The organism is Streptomyces sp. NPDC052107 (assembly GCF_040680215.1).
In the GTDB taxonomy this organism is placed as follows: Bacteria; Actinomycetota; Actinomycetes; order Streptomycetales; family Streptomycetaceae; genus Streptomyces.
The window spans coordinates 14346-27802 of sequence record NZ_JBFAWG010000029.1; the positions used below are offsets into that span (position 1 = coordinate 14346).

General features: G+C 72.7%; 12 protein-coding genes and 3 pseudogenes. 6 read left to right on the forward strand and 9 right to left on the reverse strand.

The window, feature by feature from the left end:
• Positions 1–245: 245 nt before the first annotated feature.
• Positions 246–704, forward strand: a complete 459-nt coding sequence (locus AB0M27_RS26835; protein WP_365724872.1) for a cyclic nucleotide-binding domain-containing protein — start codon at positions 246–248, stop codon at positions 702–704.
• Position 705: 1 nt separating this feature from the next.
• Here AB0M27_RS26835 and AB0M27_RS26840 read toward each other — a convergent pair whose 3' ends face one another.
• Both AB0M27_RS26840 and AB0M27_RS26845 read right to left on the reverse strand, forming a co-directional pair.
• Positions 706–2004 (reverse strand): MFS transporter, encoded by a 1299-nt coding sequence (locus AB0M27_RS26840; protein WP_365724875.1) that lies wholly within the window; start codon positions 2002–2004, stop codon positions 706–708.
• A gap of 122 nt (positions 2005–2126) precedes the next feature.
• Positions 2127–2766, reverse strand: a pseudogene (locus AB0M27_RS26845) (LysE/ArgO family amino acid transporter).
• On the opposite strand from AB0M27_RS26845, the pseudogene AB0M27_RS26850 reads away from it, so the two are divergent.
• Both AB0M27_RS26850 and AB0M27_RS26855 read left to right on the forward strand, forming a co-directional pair.
• Positions 2713–2847 (forward strand): annotated as a pseudogene (locus AB0M27_RS26850) (ArgP/LysG family DNA-binding transcriptional regulator); the annotation flags it as partial. The pseudogenes AB0M27_RS26845 and AB0M27_RS26850 overlap by 54 nt on opposite strands.
• Before the next feature lie 394 nt (positions 2848–3241).
• Positions 3242–3493 (forward strand): WhiB family transcriptional regulator, encoded by a 252-nt coding sequence (locus AB0M27_RS26855; RefSeq protein WP_365724877.1) that lies wholly within the window; start codon positions 3242–3244, stop codon positions 3491–3493.
• Between the two features lie 23 nt (positions 3494–3516).
• Here the strand turns inward: AB0M27_RS26855 and AB0M27_RS26860 are convergent.
• From AB0M27_RS26860 to AB0M27_RS26880, 5 genes and pseudogenes are all read right to left on the reverse strand, one after another.
• Positions 3517–3976 (reverse strand): annotated as a pseudogene (locus AB0M27_RS26860) (DUF6098 family protein).
• 68 nt (positions 3977–4044) lie between these two features.
• The gene (locus AB0M27_RS26865; RefSeq protein WP_365724989.1) at positions 4045–5880 is read right to left on the reverse strand and encodes an ATP-binding protein; all 1836 of its coding nucleotides are present in this window, start codon (positions 5878–5880) and stop codon (positions 4045–4047) included.
• Positions 5881–6109: 229 nt separating this feature from the next.
• Positions 6110–6814 carry a response regulator transcription factor gene (locus AB0M27_RS26870; RefSeq protein ID WP_365724879.1) on the reverse strand — a complete coding sequence of 235 codons (705 nt, stop codon included), beginning with the start codon at positions 6812–6814 and terminating at the stop codon, positions 6110–6112.
• A 20-nt stretch (positions 6815–6834) separates the two neighbouring features.
• Complete coding sequence (locus AB0M27_RS26875) at positions 6835–7575, reverse strand: L,D-transpeptidase family protein (RefSeq protein WP_365724884.1); 741 nt, start codon at positions 7573–7575, stop codon at positions 6835–6837.
• A 42-nt stretch (positions 7576–7617) separates the two neighbouring features.
• Positions 7618–9024: a M1 family metallopeptidase gene (locus AB0M27_RS26880; RefSeq protein WP_365724886.1), complete on the reverse strand. Its 1407-nt coding sequence runs from the start codon at positions 9022–9024 to the stop codon at positions 7618–7620.
• A 182-nt stretch (positions 9025–9206) separates the two neighbouring features.
• Here AB0M27_RS26880 and AB0M27_RS26885 point away from each other — a divergent pair, with 182 nt between their 5' ends.
• On the forward strand, positions 9207–9554 hold the full coding sequence (locus tag AB0M27_RS26885; RefSeq protein WP_365724888.1) for a DUF488 family protein: 348 nt from the start codon (positions 9207–9209) through the stop codon (positions 9552–9554).
• 2 nt (positions 9555–9556) lie between these two features.
• On the opposite strand, the gene AB0M27_RS26890 is transcribed toward AB0M27_RS26885, so the two are convergent.
• Together AB0M27_RS26890 and AB0M27_RS26895 are read right to left on the reverse strand one after the other, a co-directional pair.
• A complete protein-coding gene (locus AB0M27_RS26890; RefSeq protein WP_365724992.1) occupies positions 9557–11230 on the reverse strand; it encodes an FAD-binding dehydrogenase in 1674 nt (557 codons plus the stop codon).
• Positions 11231–11256: 26 nt separating this feature from the next.
• Positions 11257–11898: a TetR/AcrR family transcriptional regulator gene (locus tag AB0M27_RS26895; protein ID WP_365724890.1), complete on the reverse strand. Its 642-nt coding sequence runs from the start codon at positions 11896–11898 to the stop codon at positions 11257–11259.
• 102 nt (positions 11899–12000) lie between these two features.
• Between AB0M27_RS26895 and AB0M27_RS26900 the strand changes: the two genes are divergently transcribed.
• Entirely contained in the window at positions 12001–12630 is a 630-nt protein-coding gene (locus AB0M27_RS26900; protein WP_365724892.1) for an alpha-ketoglutarate-dependent dioxygenase AlkB, read from the forward strand.
• Positions 12631–12707: 77 nt separating this feature from the next.
• Positions 12708–13454, forward strand: coding sequence for an MBL fold metallo-hydrolase (locus AB0M27_RS26905; RefSeq protein WP_365724894.1), 747 nt, complete (start codon positions 12708–12710; stop codon positions 13452–13454).
• Positions 13455–13457: the final 3 nt, after the last annotated feature.

Genomic DNA, 13457 nt, shown 5'->3' on the forward strand with positions numbered 1-13457 from the left:
TGGTTTATCGTTCATACATACGTGATGCCGGAGGTGACCGGAACCGTCCTTCCTCCCTCCACGGCGTCACCGCAGACGGCCCTGGCTGGCTTCCCCCGTCCAGCCAGGGCTTCTTGCTGCCCGGAAGCGGCTGCGGACCCACGTGTCGGGGAAATCCGCGTCCTTCAAGGTGCCCGTAGGGGCGGCAGCGGCTGAAATGGGCTTAGGGAAAGCACCCCCGGACCCTCGGCGAGGAGCCCCGCGCCATGACCAAAGCGATAAAACTGCTGACCGCCCTGCCCCAGGCGCAGCGCGAGCGCCTTATGGAACTGGCCAAGGAGGTCTCGTTCCCGGAGGACACCCGCATCTTCGAGGCGGGCGGCACGGCCGACCGGTTCTGGGTGATCCGTTCCGGCGCGGTCCACCTGGACCAGCAGGTCACCTCCCGGCAGCGGGTCACCGTGGCCACGCTCGGCGCGGGCGACATGCTCGGCTGGTCCTGGCTGTTCCCGCCGTACCAGTGGGATTTCGGCGCCGTGGCCTTCACCGACGTACGCGCCTACGAGTTCGACGGGCCATCGGTGCTCGCGCTGTGCGTGGAGGACCCGCTGCTCGGGCTCTCGCTGGTGCGGACGGTGGCCGAGATCCTCGCCCACCGCCTGGAGACGACCCGGGGCAAGCTGATGGACCAGTACACGACCAAGGGGCGCGGCGGTCTGGTGTGACTCAGATCCGGTAGCGGCGCAGCGCCGGTACCACGGCGGCCAGGGCCAGCATCACCACGACGACCAGCGCGCCGCCGCCCGCCACCGCGGCGCGCGGGCCGAAGGCCGAGCCGGCCGTGCCGTGCAGCACGTCGGCCAGGCGCGGCCCGCCCGCGACGACCACCGTGAACACGCCCTGCATCCGGCCGCGCATCTCGTCGGTCGCGGCCGACAGCAGGATCGCGCCGCGGAACACCATCGAGACCATGTCGGCGACACCGGCCGCGGCGAGGAAGGCCAGGGCCACCCAGAGATCGCGGCTCAGCCCGAACCCGGCGATGGCCACGCCCCAGCCGACGACCGCCCCGATGACCATCCAGCCGTGCCGGCGGGCCCGCGAGAACACCCCGGAGAACAGACCGCCGAGCACCGCGCCGACCGGGATGCCGGCGAACAGCACACCGAGCGCGAGCCCCTCGCCGTAGGAGTGGTACGTCTGCGCCGCGAGCTGCGGGAACAGGGCGCGTGGCATGCCGAGGACCATGGCGACGATGTCGGCGAGGAAGGACAGCAGCAGCACCTTGTGCCGGGAGATGTACCGGAACCCGGCGGCAATCTCGCGCACCCCGGCCCGGCGGACGGCGGCCTCGCCGAGCGGTGGCAGCGCGGGCAGCCGGAAGACGGCCCACACGGTCACGCACAGCGCCACGGCGTCGATGAGGTACAGCGCGGGCAGCCCGATGACCGGGATCAGCACACCGGCGAGCAGGGGGCCGGCGACCAGGCCGGTCTGCATGACCGTGGAACCGAGCGCGTTGGCGGCGGGCAGCTGCCCGGCGGGGACCAGCCGGGCGATGGAGGCGTTGCGGGCCGGGGCGTTGAGGCCGAAGAACGCCTGCTGGCACGCGAGCAGCACCATGAGGACGGCGACGGAGTTCATCCCGGTGACGGCCTGTGCCCAGAACAGCAGCGAGGTGACCGCGATGCCGGTGTTGGTGACCAGCAGCAGCTTGCGGCGGTCCACGGTGTCGGCGACCGCGCCGCCCCACAGCGCGAACGCCACCATGGGCACCAGACCGGCCAGGCTCGCATAGCCGACCCACGCCGAGGAGTGCGTGACGTCGTAGATCTGCTTGGGCACGGCGACGGCGGTGAGCTGGCTGCCGACGGCGGTGACGATGGTCGACGTCCACAGGCGCCGGTAGGCCGGGATGCTCAGCGGACGGGTGTCCATCGCCCAGCGGCGCCAGCCGCGCCGGGGCGGAGCCGCCGCGTCCGTCGCGGCGTCGGGTTCGGTGGTGCTGCTCTCGGTCGTGTCCACGGATGTCCTGTTGCCGATAGAGGTTGCTCGCTACATCTTTTCGATTCGAGAGCCTAACTATCTCAGCGGACCCAGTGCACATCGAACGGGTTTTGCCCAGGACCCGGCCTCAGGATCCGGCCTCAGGATCCGGCCACGAGCGTGACCCCCAGCACCAGCATGGTGACTGCGACCAGACCGTCCAGCACCCGCCACGCCGCCGGGCGGGCCAGGAAGCGGTCCGAGCAGCCGGGCACCGAAGGCGAGCGCGGCGAACCAGCACACGCTGGCGAGCGCGGCACCGAGCCCGAAGGTCCAGCGCAGCGCGCCCCGGTCGGCGGCGAGGGAGCCGAGCAGGAACACGGTGTCCAGGTAGACGTGCGGGTTCAGCCAGGTCATCGCCAGACAGGTGAGCACCGCGCGGCGCCGGGAGCCCGCGGCCTCCCCCTCGGTGCTCAGCCCGGCCGTACCCGGCCTGAGCACCGGGCGGGACGCGAGGACGCCGTAGCCGAGCAGGAAGAGGCCGCCCACGATCCCGACCGCCCGGACCGCGCCCGGCCACGCCACCACGACCGCCCCGACCCCGCCGACGCCGACCGCGATGAGCACCGCGTCGGACAGGGCGCAGATGCCCACCACGGCGAGCACCGCGTCCCGGCGCACCCCCTGCCGCAGGACGAAGGCGTTCTGGGCGCCGATGGCGACGATCAGGGAGAGGCCGGCGCCGAACGGCTGGTGCTCCTCGCGCCCGAGGAGTGGATGGACGTCACGCTGTACCGGCAGCAGTGGAAGCTGGACTCCCCCGCGCTGGCCGCACTGGCCGAGGCGGTGACGGCGACGGCGGCCGAGGCACTGCGCCACTGACGGCCCCGTCACGTTTCATCCGTTTATGCTTTATCCGTTTCGGATTATCCGTTTCGGATTATCCGTTTCGCACCGGCGCAAGGGCCCCGCGCAGTACGGTGGTCGGGCGGTGGCGCGGCGGACGGCGGTCCCGGTCGCCCTCAACTCCGCGCCCCCGGTGCCCGGTCGGGCACGGGTGCCCACGGCCCGGTGGCCCGTCCGCACCGTTCCCGGCCCGTTGAACGCGTACGGCTCGCCCCGGGCCGTACGCGCACCCGTGGCCGAATCGCCGTCGCCGCGCGATCCCTTGTCGCACACGCCGTTTCACGCCGCCGCGACCGGTCACCCGAACCCGCAAGCACGCAGTACGCATTCGACAGACACCGACGATTTCGATCGGATCCGGGAGACTTCCATGGAGAACTGGCGCGACCACGCCGCGTGCCGTCACGAGGACCCCGACCTGTTCTTCCCCATCGGCACCACCGGTCCGGCGCATGTGCAGACCCAGCGCGCCAAGGCGGTCTGCGGCCGGTGCGCCGTCCGGGAGGAGTGCCTGGACTGGGCGCTGGAGACGGGACAGGGCATCGGCGTCTGGGGCGGGACGACCGAGCTGGAGCGCCGGGCACTGCACCGCCGCGCCCGCTCCCGGCCAAGCTCCGGCTGACCCGGGCACCCGCGGTCCGGACCTCAGCGGCCACCGCGGCGCAGCGTCCCCCACGCCCGTTCCTGCCGCGCCACCTCGGCCTTCGCCGCGTCGATCACCTCGTCCGCGATCCAGCACAACGGCTCAGCATCGGTCACGAGGGGCTCGTTGTCGGGGCCCCGGGCGGCCTCCCGGCGCCGCAGGACCCAGGGACGGACACCGGGCCCCTTGTGGCCCCTTGCCGTGCGGCAGGTGCGTGTAGTCGTAGAGGCGGCGGGCCACCCACAGCTCCCCCGAGCGGTCATCCCACCAGCTCTCGATGTCGAGCGAACTGGCGGACAGCCCGGGCATGGGGACGCCGGTGAGGTCGTCGGTGCTGGAGACCTCGGCGAGGTCGGTGCCGGGCACCAGGGACCAGCGGACGTACAGGCCCTGCTGCTCGTCCACCAGGCGGGCCACCTCCGCGAGCGTGGACACGACCGGCAGGTTCTCCGGTGCGCTCATGGCCTGGCCTCCCTCGACTGCGCCGCGCGAGCGGAGTACCCCTGGTGCGCACGGGGAACCGGAGGCGGTCAGGTGGGGTCCGCGGGTGGGCCGGCCGCGGGCAGCCGCAGGGTGAAGACGGAGCCCTGGCCGGGCTCGCTCGCGGCCTCGGCCGTGCCGTTGTGGGCGGCGAGCAGGTGGCGCACGATCGGCAGGCCCAGGCCGCTGCCGCCGGTGCGGCGGCTGCGGGACTTCTCGGCACGCCAGAACCGGTCGAAGACGTGCGGCAGGTCCTCGGGCGCGATGCCCGAGCCGGTGTCGGTGACGGTCAGCACGACGTCGGCGCCGTCCCGGCGGGCGGCGAGCGTGACCGTGCCGTCGGCCGGGGTGTGCCGCAGCGCGTTGGAGACCAGGTTCCCGAGGGCCTGCCGCATCCGCACCGGGTCGGCGTCGAGCCAGGCGCCGGCGCCGGTCTCGGTGCGCAGGGCGACCCCGGCGGCGTCGGCGGCGACCCGGTGGGCGGCGGCCACCTGGTCCAGCAGATCACCGGCCCGCAGCGGCTCGCGGTGCAGCCGCAGGGTGCCGGCGTCGGCGGCGGAGAGGTCCTGCAGGTCGTCGATGATCCGCTGGAGGACGAGCGCCTCCTCGTGCAGCGAGTCCAGCAGGGGCGGGTCGGGCTCGACGACTCCGTCGCGGACGACCTCCAGCCAGCCGCGGATGTTGGTGAGCGGGCTGCGCAGCTCGTGTGCGATGTCGCTGACCATCGCCTTGCGCTGCGCCTCCAGGCGTGCGCGGCGCTCGGTCAGGTCGTTGAAGGCCTCGGCGAGGATGCCGGTCTCGTCCCGGGTGGTCACCGGGACCCGTACGTGCAGTTCGGGCGGCTGCTGGGCGGCCTCGGTCAGCGCGCGCAGCGGCCGTACCAGCCGGATGGCGACGAGGGCGGTCACGGCGACGGTGACGGCGAGGACCAGTCCGGCCGCGCCGATCACCTTGGCCTTGTTGGCCGGGGACATGTCGAAGCGGGAGGTGTTCTGGTCGCCGATGCCGAGGAACAGGTCGGCCACCGGGGCCACGTAGGGCTCCAGTTGGGTGCGTCGGGCGGTCAGGATGCAGTGCTGGGCGGCCCGCGCCGTCGCCTCCTTGCCCACTCTGGCGTACTTGGCGACGAGGTAGCCGCCGCCGAAGGGGTCCTTGCCGCTGGGGTCGAAGGTGAGGAAGAGCTGCCCGCCGAAATCAAGTCCGGCCTGTTTCAGGCAGGGCCGGGCGAGGTCGGTGAGGTCGGCCAGGGCCTTGCGTTCCGTCGTCGTGGGCGCGTTGAGCCGTCCGTCCTCGCACATCTCCGCGCCGTAGCCGGCCGGGTCGGTGCCGTCGGGCAGGGTGACGACGGGCCGCCCGCTCGCCGTGTGGACGGTGCCGGGCTGGAGGCCGTAGTGCTCGTAGCACTGCCTGCGTTTGGCGGCCAGCGCCTCCAGTTGCGCTCGTTCCTTCGCCGGGAGCCGGTAGGGGCCGACCACGCGCGGGTCGATGCCGCTGAGCTGGGCGCCGGTCTCGCTGTAGGTGTCGGTGCGCAGCGGGTCGACGGTGGCGGCGGGCCGGGGCGGCATCGGGGTGCCGCGGGGCGCGGAGTCGGCGACGAGGGTGCGGTCGGCGGTGGTGAGGGCGATCCGGCGTCCTGTCTCGGCGGCCAGCTGCCGGACGGTGCGGCGGACGTCCGTCCAGTCGGAGTGGGTGGCGGCGTATCCGCTGAGCCGGGCCAGGATGCTGTTGTCGGCCGCGAGGTCCTGGCCCTGCTCCTCCTTCAGGGCGCTGGTGGTGGTGGTCACCGCGAGCCAGGCGGTGGCGGCCACCGAACAGACCGCGATCAGGGCGGAGACGGACAGCAGCCGGACGAGAAGCCGCTTGCGCAGCGGGATCCGCCGCCGCATGGGCGCCTGCGGGCCGGCGCCGCCCTGCCCGCGCTGCCCGGGCATGCCCGGCCGGACTCGGAGCGATCGACGCCTCACGGACGCCTCCGCCCGTCCCGAAGCCGCGGGCAGCTCGCGGAAGCCCCCCACCCCGCTCGCGCCCGCCCGCATCTCACGGAAGCCCCCCACCCCGCTCGGGGCTGCCGCCGCCTCACGGAAGCCCCCCACCCCGCTCGGGGCTGCCGCCGCCTCACGGCCGGGTGCCGCTCAGCTTGTAGCCGACGCCGAACACGGTTACCAGCCGTACCGGCCGGCGCGGATCGGTCTCGATCTTGCGGCGCAGGTTCATGATGTGGACGTCGACGGCCCGCTCGGTGGAGGCCCGGTCGAAGCCGCGGGTGCACTGCAGCAACTGCCGCCGGGTGAACACCCGTTCCGGCTCCGCGGCCATGGCCAGCAGGATCTGGAACTCGGCGGGCGTGCAGTCCACGGTCGCACCGCCGCAGCGCACCTCGTGCCGTACGGGATCGACGCTGATCCCGGCTGCCCGTACGACCGGGTCGTCGTCCCGGGTGCCGACGCCGCGCCCGCTGCGCCTGAGCACCGTGCGGATGCGGGCCATCAGCTCGCGCGGGCTGTACGGCTTGGTCATGTAGTCGTCGGCGCCCAGTTCGAGACCGAGCAGCAGGTCGTCCTCGGCGGAGCGGGCGGTGAGCATGACCACCGGTATCTCCGGGTCCGCGCCGCCGCGCAGCGCCCGGCACACGCCGAAGCCGTCGACGACCGGGAGCATCAGGTCCAGGACGACGAGGTCGGGTCCGAGGCTGCGGGCGGCGTCCAGCGCGGCGGCGCCGTCGTGCACGACGGTTGCGGTGTGTCCCTCGGCCAGCAGGGAGCGGCGGATCAGTTCGGCCTGTTTCTCGTCGTCCTCGGCGACCAGTACATGTGCGCACACGGGTTCGGATCCTAGGCGGTTCAGACGGCGAGCCAGTCGGCGAAGCCCATGACGACGACCGGGTGCCGTTCCGGGTCGAGGGTGCGCAGCAGTTCCTTCATATGGCACTTGGCGACGCTGACGCAGCCGTGGGTGGGCCCGCCGTGGTCGACGTGCAGCCAGACTCCGCCGCCGCGCTTCGGGCCGAGCGGCCGGGTCCAGTCCAGCGGGGAGGTGCCGGGCCGGCGGTTGTAGTCGATCGCGATGACGTAGTCGAAGCAGCCCTCCAGCGGTTCGCCCTCGAAGCCGGTGCCGGGCGAGTGGAAACCGCCGGACCGGTGGTACGGCAGCCTGCTGCCGGGATCCGGGAGCAGGCCGCCGGCGTCGGAGAGGGTGTAGACGCCGAGCGGGGAGCGCAGGTCGTCCAGTACGTGGTGGGCGCTCCAGCCGCGACGGGCGTTGTGGCCGGGCCAGCGGGCGCCCGTCTGCCAGCCGGCGGCGGTGCGCTGGTGCAGGGCGACCGTGCAGAGCGGGGAGTCCTTCCCGCGCCCGGTGACGACGACTGCCTGCTCGCAGCGCTCGGGTATCGCCGCCGACCTCGCGGGACCGAGGCCCGGTATGCCCTGGTGTGCCTGCTCCGCCTGGAGCGCGGGGGTGGGCGTGGCGGTGGGTGCCGGGCGGGTGGGGGGAGTCCGGCGCTCGGTCGCCTCGGCTCCGCCGCCGCAGCCGGTGAGCAGCAGCGGGGAGGCGAGGAGAGCGACGGCGGTTCTGCGATGGATCATGGTGTCGACCCTGGCCGACACATGTTTGGAACCGGTCAGGGTTCAGGCGCTGTTCGGCTTGCCTTTGGTGAACAGCCAGGTGTGGAACAGCCCGTCCAGCCGCTTGCCCGAGATGCGCTCGGCCAGCCCCTTGAACTGTGCCGTCGTACCGTGGCCGCCGCGGTGTCCGGCCGTCCAGGCACGCAGGATCCGGAAGAAGTCCCGGTCGCCCACGGCCTTGCGCAGTTCGTGCAGGGTCATGGCGCCGCGGGCGTAGACGGGCGTGTCGAAGATGTTCCTGCCGCTGCCCGGGTCGCCGGGCGGAAAGGCCCACAGGTGGTCGCGGGCCGGGCGGGCGTAGAGGGCGTCGAAGGTCTTCTGGGCGCTGTCGCCGCCGTGCTGCTCGGTGTACAGCCACTCGGCGTAGGTGGCGAAGCCCTCGTTGAGCCAGATGTCCTTCCAGGCGGTCAGGGAGACGGAGTCGCCGAACCACTGGTGGGCGTTCTCGTGGACGAGGGTGCCGATGTCGGGTGCGGAGTCGTAGAGCGGCCGGGTCTGGGTCTCCAGGGCGTAGCCGACGTCCGCGTGGTCGACGATCGACCCGGCGGAGCGGAACGGGTACGGCCCGAACAGCTTGCTCTCCCAACTCAGGACGGACGGCAGCTTCTTCAGCACCGGTGCGGCCGCGCTCGCCTCGCGCGGGTCGACGGCGTTGTACACGTGGATGCCGTCGTGGGTGGTGTACTGCTCGACGTCGAACTTTCCGATGGTGACCGTGGCCAGGTAGGCGGCCATCGGCTGGGTCTCGCGCCAGTGGAAGGTCGTACGGCCGTGCTCGGTGCGTCGGCCGAGCAGCACGCCGTTGGAGACGGCCGTGCGCCCCTGGGGGACGGTGACGGTGATGTCGTACGACGACGTGTCCTTGGGGTGGCTGTTCGCCGGGAACCAGGTCATCGCGCCCTGGGGCTCGCCGGCGACGAAGGCGCCGTCGTCGGTGGGTATCCAGCCGTCCGCGCTGCCGTCGGGGTCGGTGACCGGCTTCGGGTGGCCGTCGTAGGTGACGGTGACCCGGAAGTCCCGGCCCGCGCACAGAATCTGGCGTGGGGTGACGACGAGTTCCTGGCCGTCGCGCCGGAACGCCGCGGGCGCGCCGTCGACGGTGACGCCGGTGACCTTCAGGCCCTTCAGGTCTAGGTCGAAGCGGCTGAGGTTCTCGGTGGCGCGGGCGGCGAGGACGGCCCGGCCATCGAGGTGCCGGGCGGAGGTGTCGTACCGGAGCGTCAGGTCGTAGTGCCGGACGTGGTAGCCACCGTTGCCGCTGAGCGGGAAGTAGGGGTCGCCCGCGCCGGAGGCGCCGGCCCTGCCCGGCACCGTGGCTCCGGTGGCGCCGACGAGTGCCGCGAGGGCGACGGGGACGGTGGCGAGGACCGCGGTACGGCGTCGGAGGGGCTGTCTGCTGGGTGGCGTCACATGCGGCTCCTGGAGGAAGTGCCGGGTGATACAGACTAGGGGTGGCGAGGGCCCGGTTTCCGTCATGTTCCGGACACGGTTTCCGCCTTGTTCAGGACACCTCGCCCCGCGTCGCGACAGGGTGGCCGGGGGCCGCCGCAGTACGCTCGCGGGACCGTCCGCGACCCGAGAGGGGCCCGACCGTGAGCGTGCGTGTGCGCAGGATCTACGACCCGCCCGAAGCCGACGACGGCCTGCGCGTCCTCGTCGACCGCCTGTGGCCGCGCGGCCTCGCCAAGGACGCGGCCCATGTGGACGAGTGGCCGAAGGCGCTCACGCCGTCCACCGAACTGCGCAAGTGGTACCACGGGGGCGGCTCGTACGAGAAGTTCAGGGGCCGCTACGAGGCGGAGCTCGATGCTCCGGAGGCCGCCGAACTCCTCGACGGCCTGCGCAAGGCGGCCCGCACCAAGCGCGTGACCCTGCTGACCGCGTCCAAGACACCGGAGCAGAGCCACGCGCAGGTCCTGCTGGAGCTGCTGAAGGGCTGAGGTCAGCCCGTTTGCGTGGCCGCGTGCCGGCCCGCGGCCCGGCCGGAGAACAGGCAGCCGCCGAGGAAGGTGCCCTCCAGCGCGTTGTAGCCGTGCACACCGCCGCCGCCGAAGCCGGCCACCTCGCCCGCCGCGTACAGCCCCTCGATCGGCGTGCCGTCGGCGGACAGGGCGCGGGAGTCGAGGTCGGTCTGGATGCCGCCGAGGGTCTTACGGGTCAGCACATGCAGCCGGACGCCGATGAGCGGGCCCGCGGCGGGGTCGAGGAGGCGGTGCGGGGTGGCGACCCGGCCGAGCCGGTCACCGATGTAGCGGCGGGCGTTGCGGATGCCCTGGACCTGGGAGTCCTTGCTGTAGGGGTTGGCTATCTGCAGGTCGCGGGCCTCGATCTGGCGGCGTACCTCGGCCGCGTCCAGCAGTGGCTTGTCGGTCAGGGCGTTCATCTTCCCGACCAGTTGCCCCAGGTTGCCCGCGGTCACGAAGTCCGCGCCCTTGTCGAGGAAGGCCTGCACCGGTGCGGGCGCGCCCTTGCCGAGCAGCCGGTCGCGCAGCACGGCCTTGCGGTCCTTGGCGGTGATGTCCGGATTCTGCTCGGAGCCGGAGAGCGCGAACTCCTTCTCGATGATCTTCCGGGTGAGGATGAACCAGGAGTGGTCGTATCCGGCGATGTCCTCGGTGGTGCGCAGGTACTTGAGGGTGTTGAGGGTGTCGTAGCCCGGCAGGCAGGGGTCCGGCAGCCGGCGGCCGAGGGCGTCGAGCCAGACGGACGACGGGCCGGGCAGGATACGGATGCCGTGGCCGGGCCAGATCGGGTCCCAGTTCCGCAGGCCCTCGGTGTAGTGCCACATGCGGTCCCGGTTGACCAGCCGGACGCCGGCCTCGGCGCTGATGTCGAGCATCCGGCCGTCGACGTAGGCGGGGACGCCGGTGACCATCTCGGCCGGCGGGGTGCCGAGCCGGGCGGGCCAGTGACGACGGACGATGTCGTGGTCGGCGCCGATGCCGCCGGTGGTGACGACGACCGCCTGGGCGGTGAGTTCGAAGTCGCCGACGCGGTCGCGGTTGGAGGCGACCCCGCGCGCCGAGCGGTCCTCGGCGAGCACCGTGCCGCGCACCCCACGCGCGGTGCCGTCCTCGATGACCAGCTCGTCGACCCGGTGGCGGTGGTGGAAGGTCAGCAGTCCGTCCCGGGCGGCCTGGCGCGCGTGGTTCACGAACGGCTCGACCACGCCGGTGCCGGTGCCCCAGGCGATGTGGAAGCGGGGCACCGAGTTGCCGTGCCCGCCGGCCCTGAGGTCGCCGCGCTCGGCCCAGCCGACGGTCGGCAGCAGCTCGATGCCGTGCCCCTTGAGCCAGGACCGCTTCTCGCCGGCCGCGAACTCGACGTAGGCGCGGGCCCAGCGCACCGCCCAGGAGTCCTCGTCGTCGTGCCGGTCGAACCGCGCGCTGCCCTGCCAGTCGCTCCAGGCGAGGTCGAAGGAGTCCTTGATGCCGAGGCGGCGCTGCTCCGGGGAGCCGACGAGGAAGAGCCCGCCGAAGGACCAGAACGCCTGTCCGCCGAGGTTGTTCGCGTTCTCCTGGTCGACCAGGGCCACCCGGCGGCCCCGGCTGGTGAGCTCGTGCGCCGCGACCAGGCCGGCGAGGCCCGCTCCGACGACGATGACGTCCGCGTCCATCGTGACTGTGTCCTTCCTGACGGTCCTCATGCGGGGGTCGTGCGGGGTGGTGCGGGGGTGCGGCTGCCGTCCGTGAGCAGGGCGGTGACCAGCTGTTTGAGCCAGGCCCGGGCGGCCTCGACGTCCTTGTCCAGCAGGAGCTGGACGGTGACGCCGTCGTACGCGGCGACGACCGCGTGCGCGGCGCCGTCCACGTCACCGAGCACGGCGGGCAGTTCGGTGTGGCCGCGGGCCCGGAAGAGCCGGTCGGCGACCGCCTCGCGGAGCCGGGCGCGGTGGTCGAGGAGGGCCCGGGCGATCTCGGGGTCGCGGGCGGCGTGCACCAGGAAGTCGGTCTTGACCAGCAGCCAGTCCACGTCGAGCAGCAGCACCTCGGTGACCCGGTCCACGGCCGTCGGCACGTCCAGTCCGGGCCCGTCCTGGGTGAGCGCCTCGGTCACCTGGGAGGCGATGAGGTCGGCGCGCTCCCGGTAGAGCGCGAAGAACAGCTCGTCCAGCGTGGCGAAGTTCGAGTAGAAGGCGCCGCGGCTGAAGCCCGCTGCCTCGCAGACCTCCTCGATGGAGACCCGCCCGAACCCCTTGGCCGCGAACACCTCGAACGCGGCCTGAAGCAGCCTGGCGCGGGTGTGGACCCGGCGCCGGGTGACGCGCTTGGGTGTGTCCTCCATTCGACCCTCCCTGTTCGATACAGAAATGTATCCGATACATCGTTGTATCGAAAGACCCGATCGGAGGGGAACGCATTTTCGATTAAGGGGTACGCTGGATCCATGTCCACGCACCTCCAGGGCTCCCTCTTCGACCAGACCGACGAGCTGCGGCTCGGGCCCCTCGACGGGCTGCGCCGGACCGAGCTGGGCGCCGGCGCCTGGATCGACGTCCTGCCGGGCTGGCTGAGCGGGGCCGACGCGCTGTTCGAGGAGCTGGTGGCGGACGTGCCGTGGCGGGCGGAGCGCCGCAAGATGTACGACAACGTGGTGACCGTGCCGCGCCTGCTGGCCTTCTACAAGGCGCACGCCCCGCTCCCCCACCCGGTGCTGGACGAGGCCCGTGACGCTTTGTCCCAGCACTACGCCGAGGAGCTGGGCGAGCCCTTCACGACCGCAGGGCTGTGCTTCTACCGCGACGGCCGGGACAGCGTGGCCTGGCACGGGGACCGGATCGGGCGAGGTGCCCGCGAGGACACCATGGTCGCGATCCTCTCCGTCGGCGCGCCCCGGGACCTGCTGCTGCGTCCGGCGGGCGGAGGCGGTACGACGCTGCGGCGGCCGCTCGGCCACGGCGACCTGATCGTGATGGGCGGCTCCTGTCAGCGGACCTGGGAGCACTGCGTACCGAAGACGGCCCGGGCCTCGGGGCCGCGCATCAGCATCCAGTTCCGGCCGCACGGCGTGCAGTGACGCGACCCACCGGTGCGCGAGCGCCGGCACATCTGGTTGGCTGTCCCGGACGGTCGGTCACAGGGTTCGGGGAGATCATGCGGGCAGAGGTACACCAAGTCGCCGACGGCACCTATCTGGTGCACGGCAACCACGTCAACTGGGTCATCCTGAAGGACGGGGACGCCGTCACCCTGGTGGACACCGGCTATCCGGGAGACCGCCAGGGAGTCCTCGAATCCCTCGCCGAGGTGGGCAGTTCCCCGGAGGCGGTCGCCGCCGTGCTGATCACCCACGCGCACAACGACCATCTGGGCTCGGCCGAGTATCTGCGCGCCATCCACGGCACGCCGGTCTATCTGCACCCGGCCGAAGTACCGCACGCCCGGCGGGAGTTCCTGCAGCAGGCCTCCATCGGCGACGTGGTGCGCAACGCCTGGCGGCCGGGCGTCCTGCCCTGGGCGGCCCATGTGATCCGCGTCGGCGGCACCGACCACAACCCCGTCACCGCTCCCGAGCCGTTCCCGGGCGAGGGCCCCCTGGACCTGCCCGGCCGCCCTGTGCCCGTGCACACCCCGGGCCACACCGGCGGTCACTGCGTCTACCACCTCCCCGAGGCGGGCATCGTCATCTCCGGCGACGCCCTGGTCAGCGGCCACGCGACCTCGCGGGTCGAGGGACCGCAGATACTGCTCGACTTCTTCCACCACGAGCGGGCCGGTGTCCTGGCCTCCCTGGAGACGATCGGCGCGTTGGACGGCGACACCCTGCTGCCCGGTCACGGGCCGGTCCACCGGGGTCCCGTGCGCGCGGCGGCCGAGCAGGCACGGGACCGGGCCTCCTAGAAC

Excerpts from the sequence above, each read along its gene's own strand:
- AB0M27_RS26835 (WP_365724872.1), top strand. The coding sequence starts at position 246 with ATGACCAAAGCGATAAAACTGCTGACCGCCCTGCCCCAGGCGCAGCGC.
- AB0M27_RS26855 (WP_365724877.1), top strand. The coding sequence starts at position 3,242 with ATGGAGAACTGGCGCGACCACGCCGCGTGCCGTCACGAGGACCCCGAC.
- AB0M27_RS26865 (WP_365724989.1), bottom strand. The coding sequence starts at position 5,880 with ATGCGGCGGCGGATCCCGCTGCGCAAGCGGCTTCTCGTCCGGCTGCTG.
- AB0M27_RS26875 (WP_365724884.1), bottom strand. The coding sequence starts at position 7,575 with ATGATCCATCGCAGAACCGCCGTCGCTCTCCTCGCCTCCCCGCTGCTG.
- AB0M27_RS26890 (WP_365724992.1), bottom strand. The coding sequence starts at position 11,230 with ATGGACGCGGACGTCATCGTCGTCGGAGCGGGCCTCGCCGGCCTGGTC.
- AB0M27_RS26895 (WP_365724890.1), bottom strand. The coding sequence starts at position 11,898 with ATGGAGGACACACCCAAGCGCGTCACCCGGCGCCGGGTCCACACCCGC.
- AB0M27_RS26900 (WP_365724892.1), top strand. The coding sequence starts at position 12,001 with ATGTCCACGCACCTCCAGGGCTCCCTCTTCGACCAGACCGACGAGCTG.
- AB0M27_RS26905 (WP_365724894.1), top strand. The coding sequence starts at position 12,708 with ATGCGGGCAGAGGTACACCAAGTCGCCGACGGCACCTATCTGGTGCAC.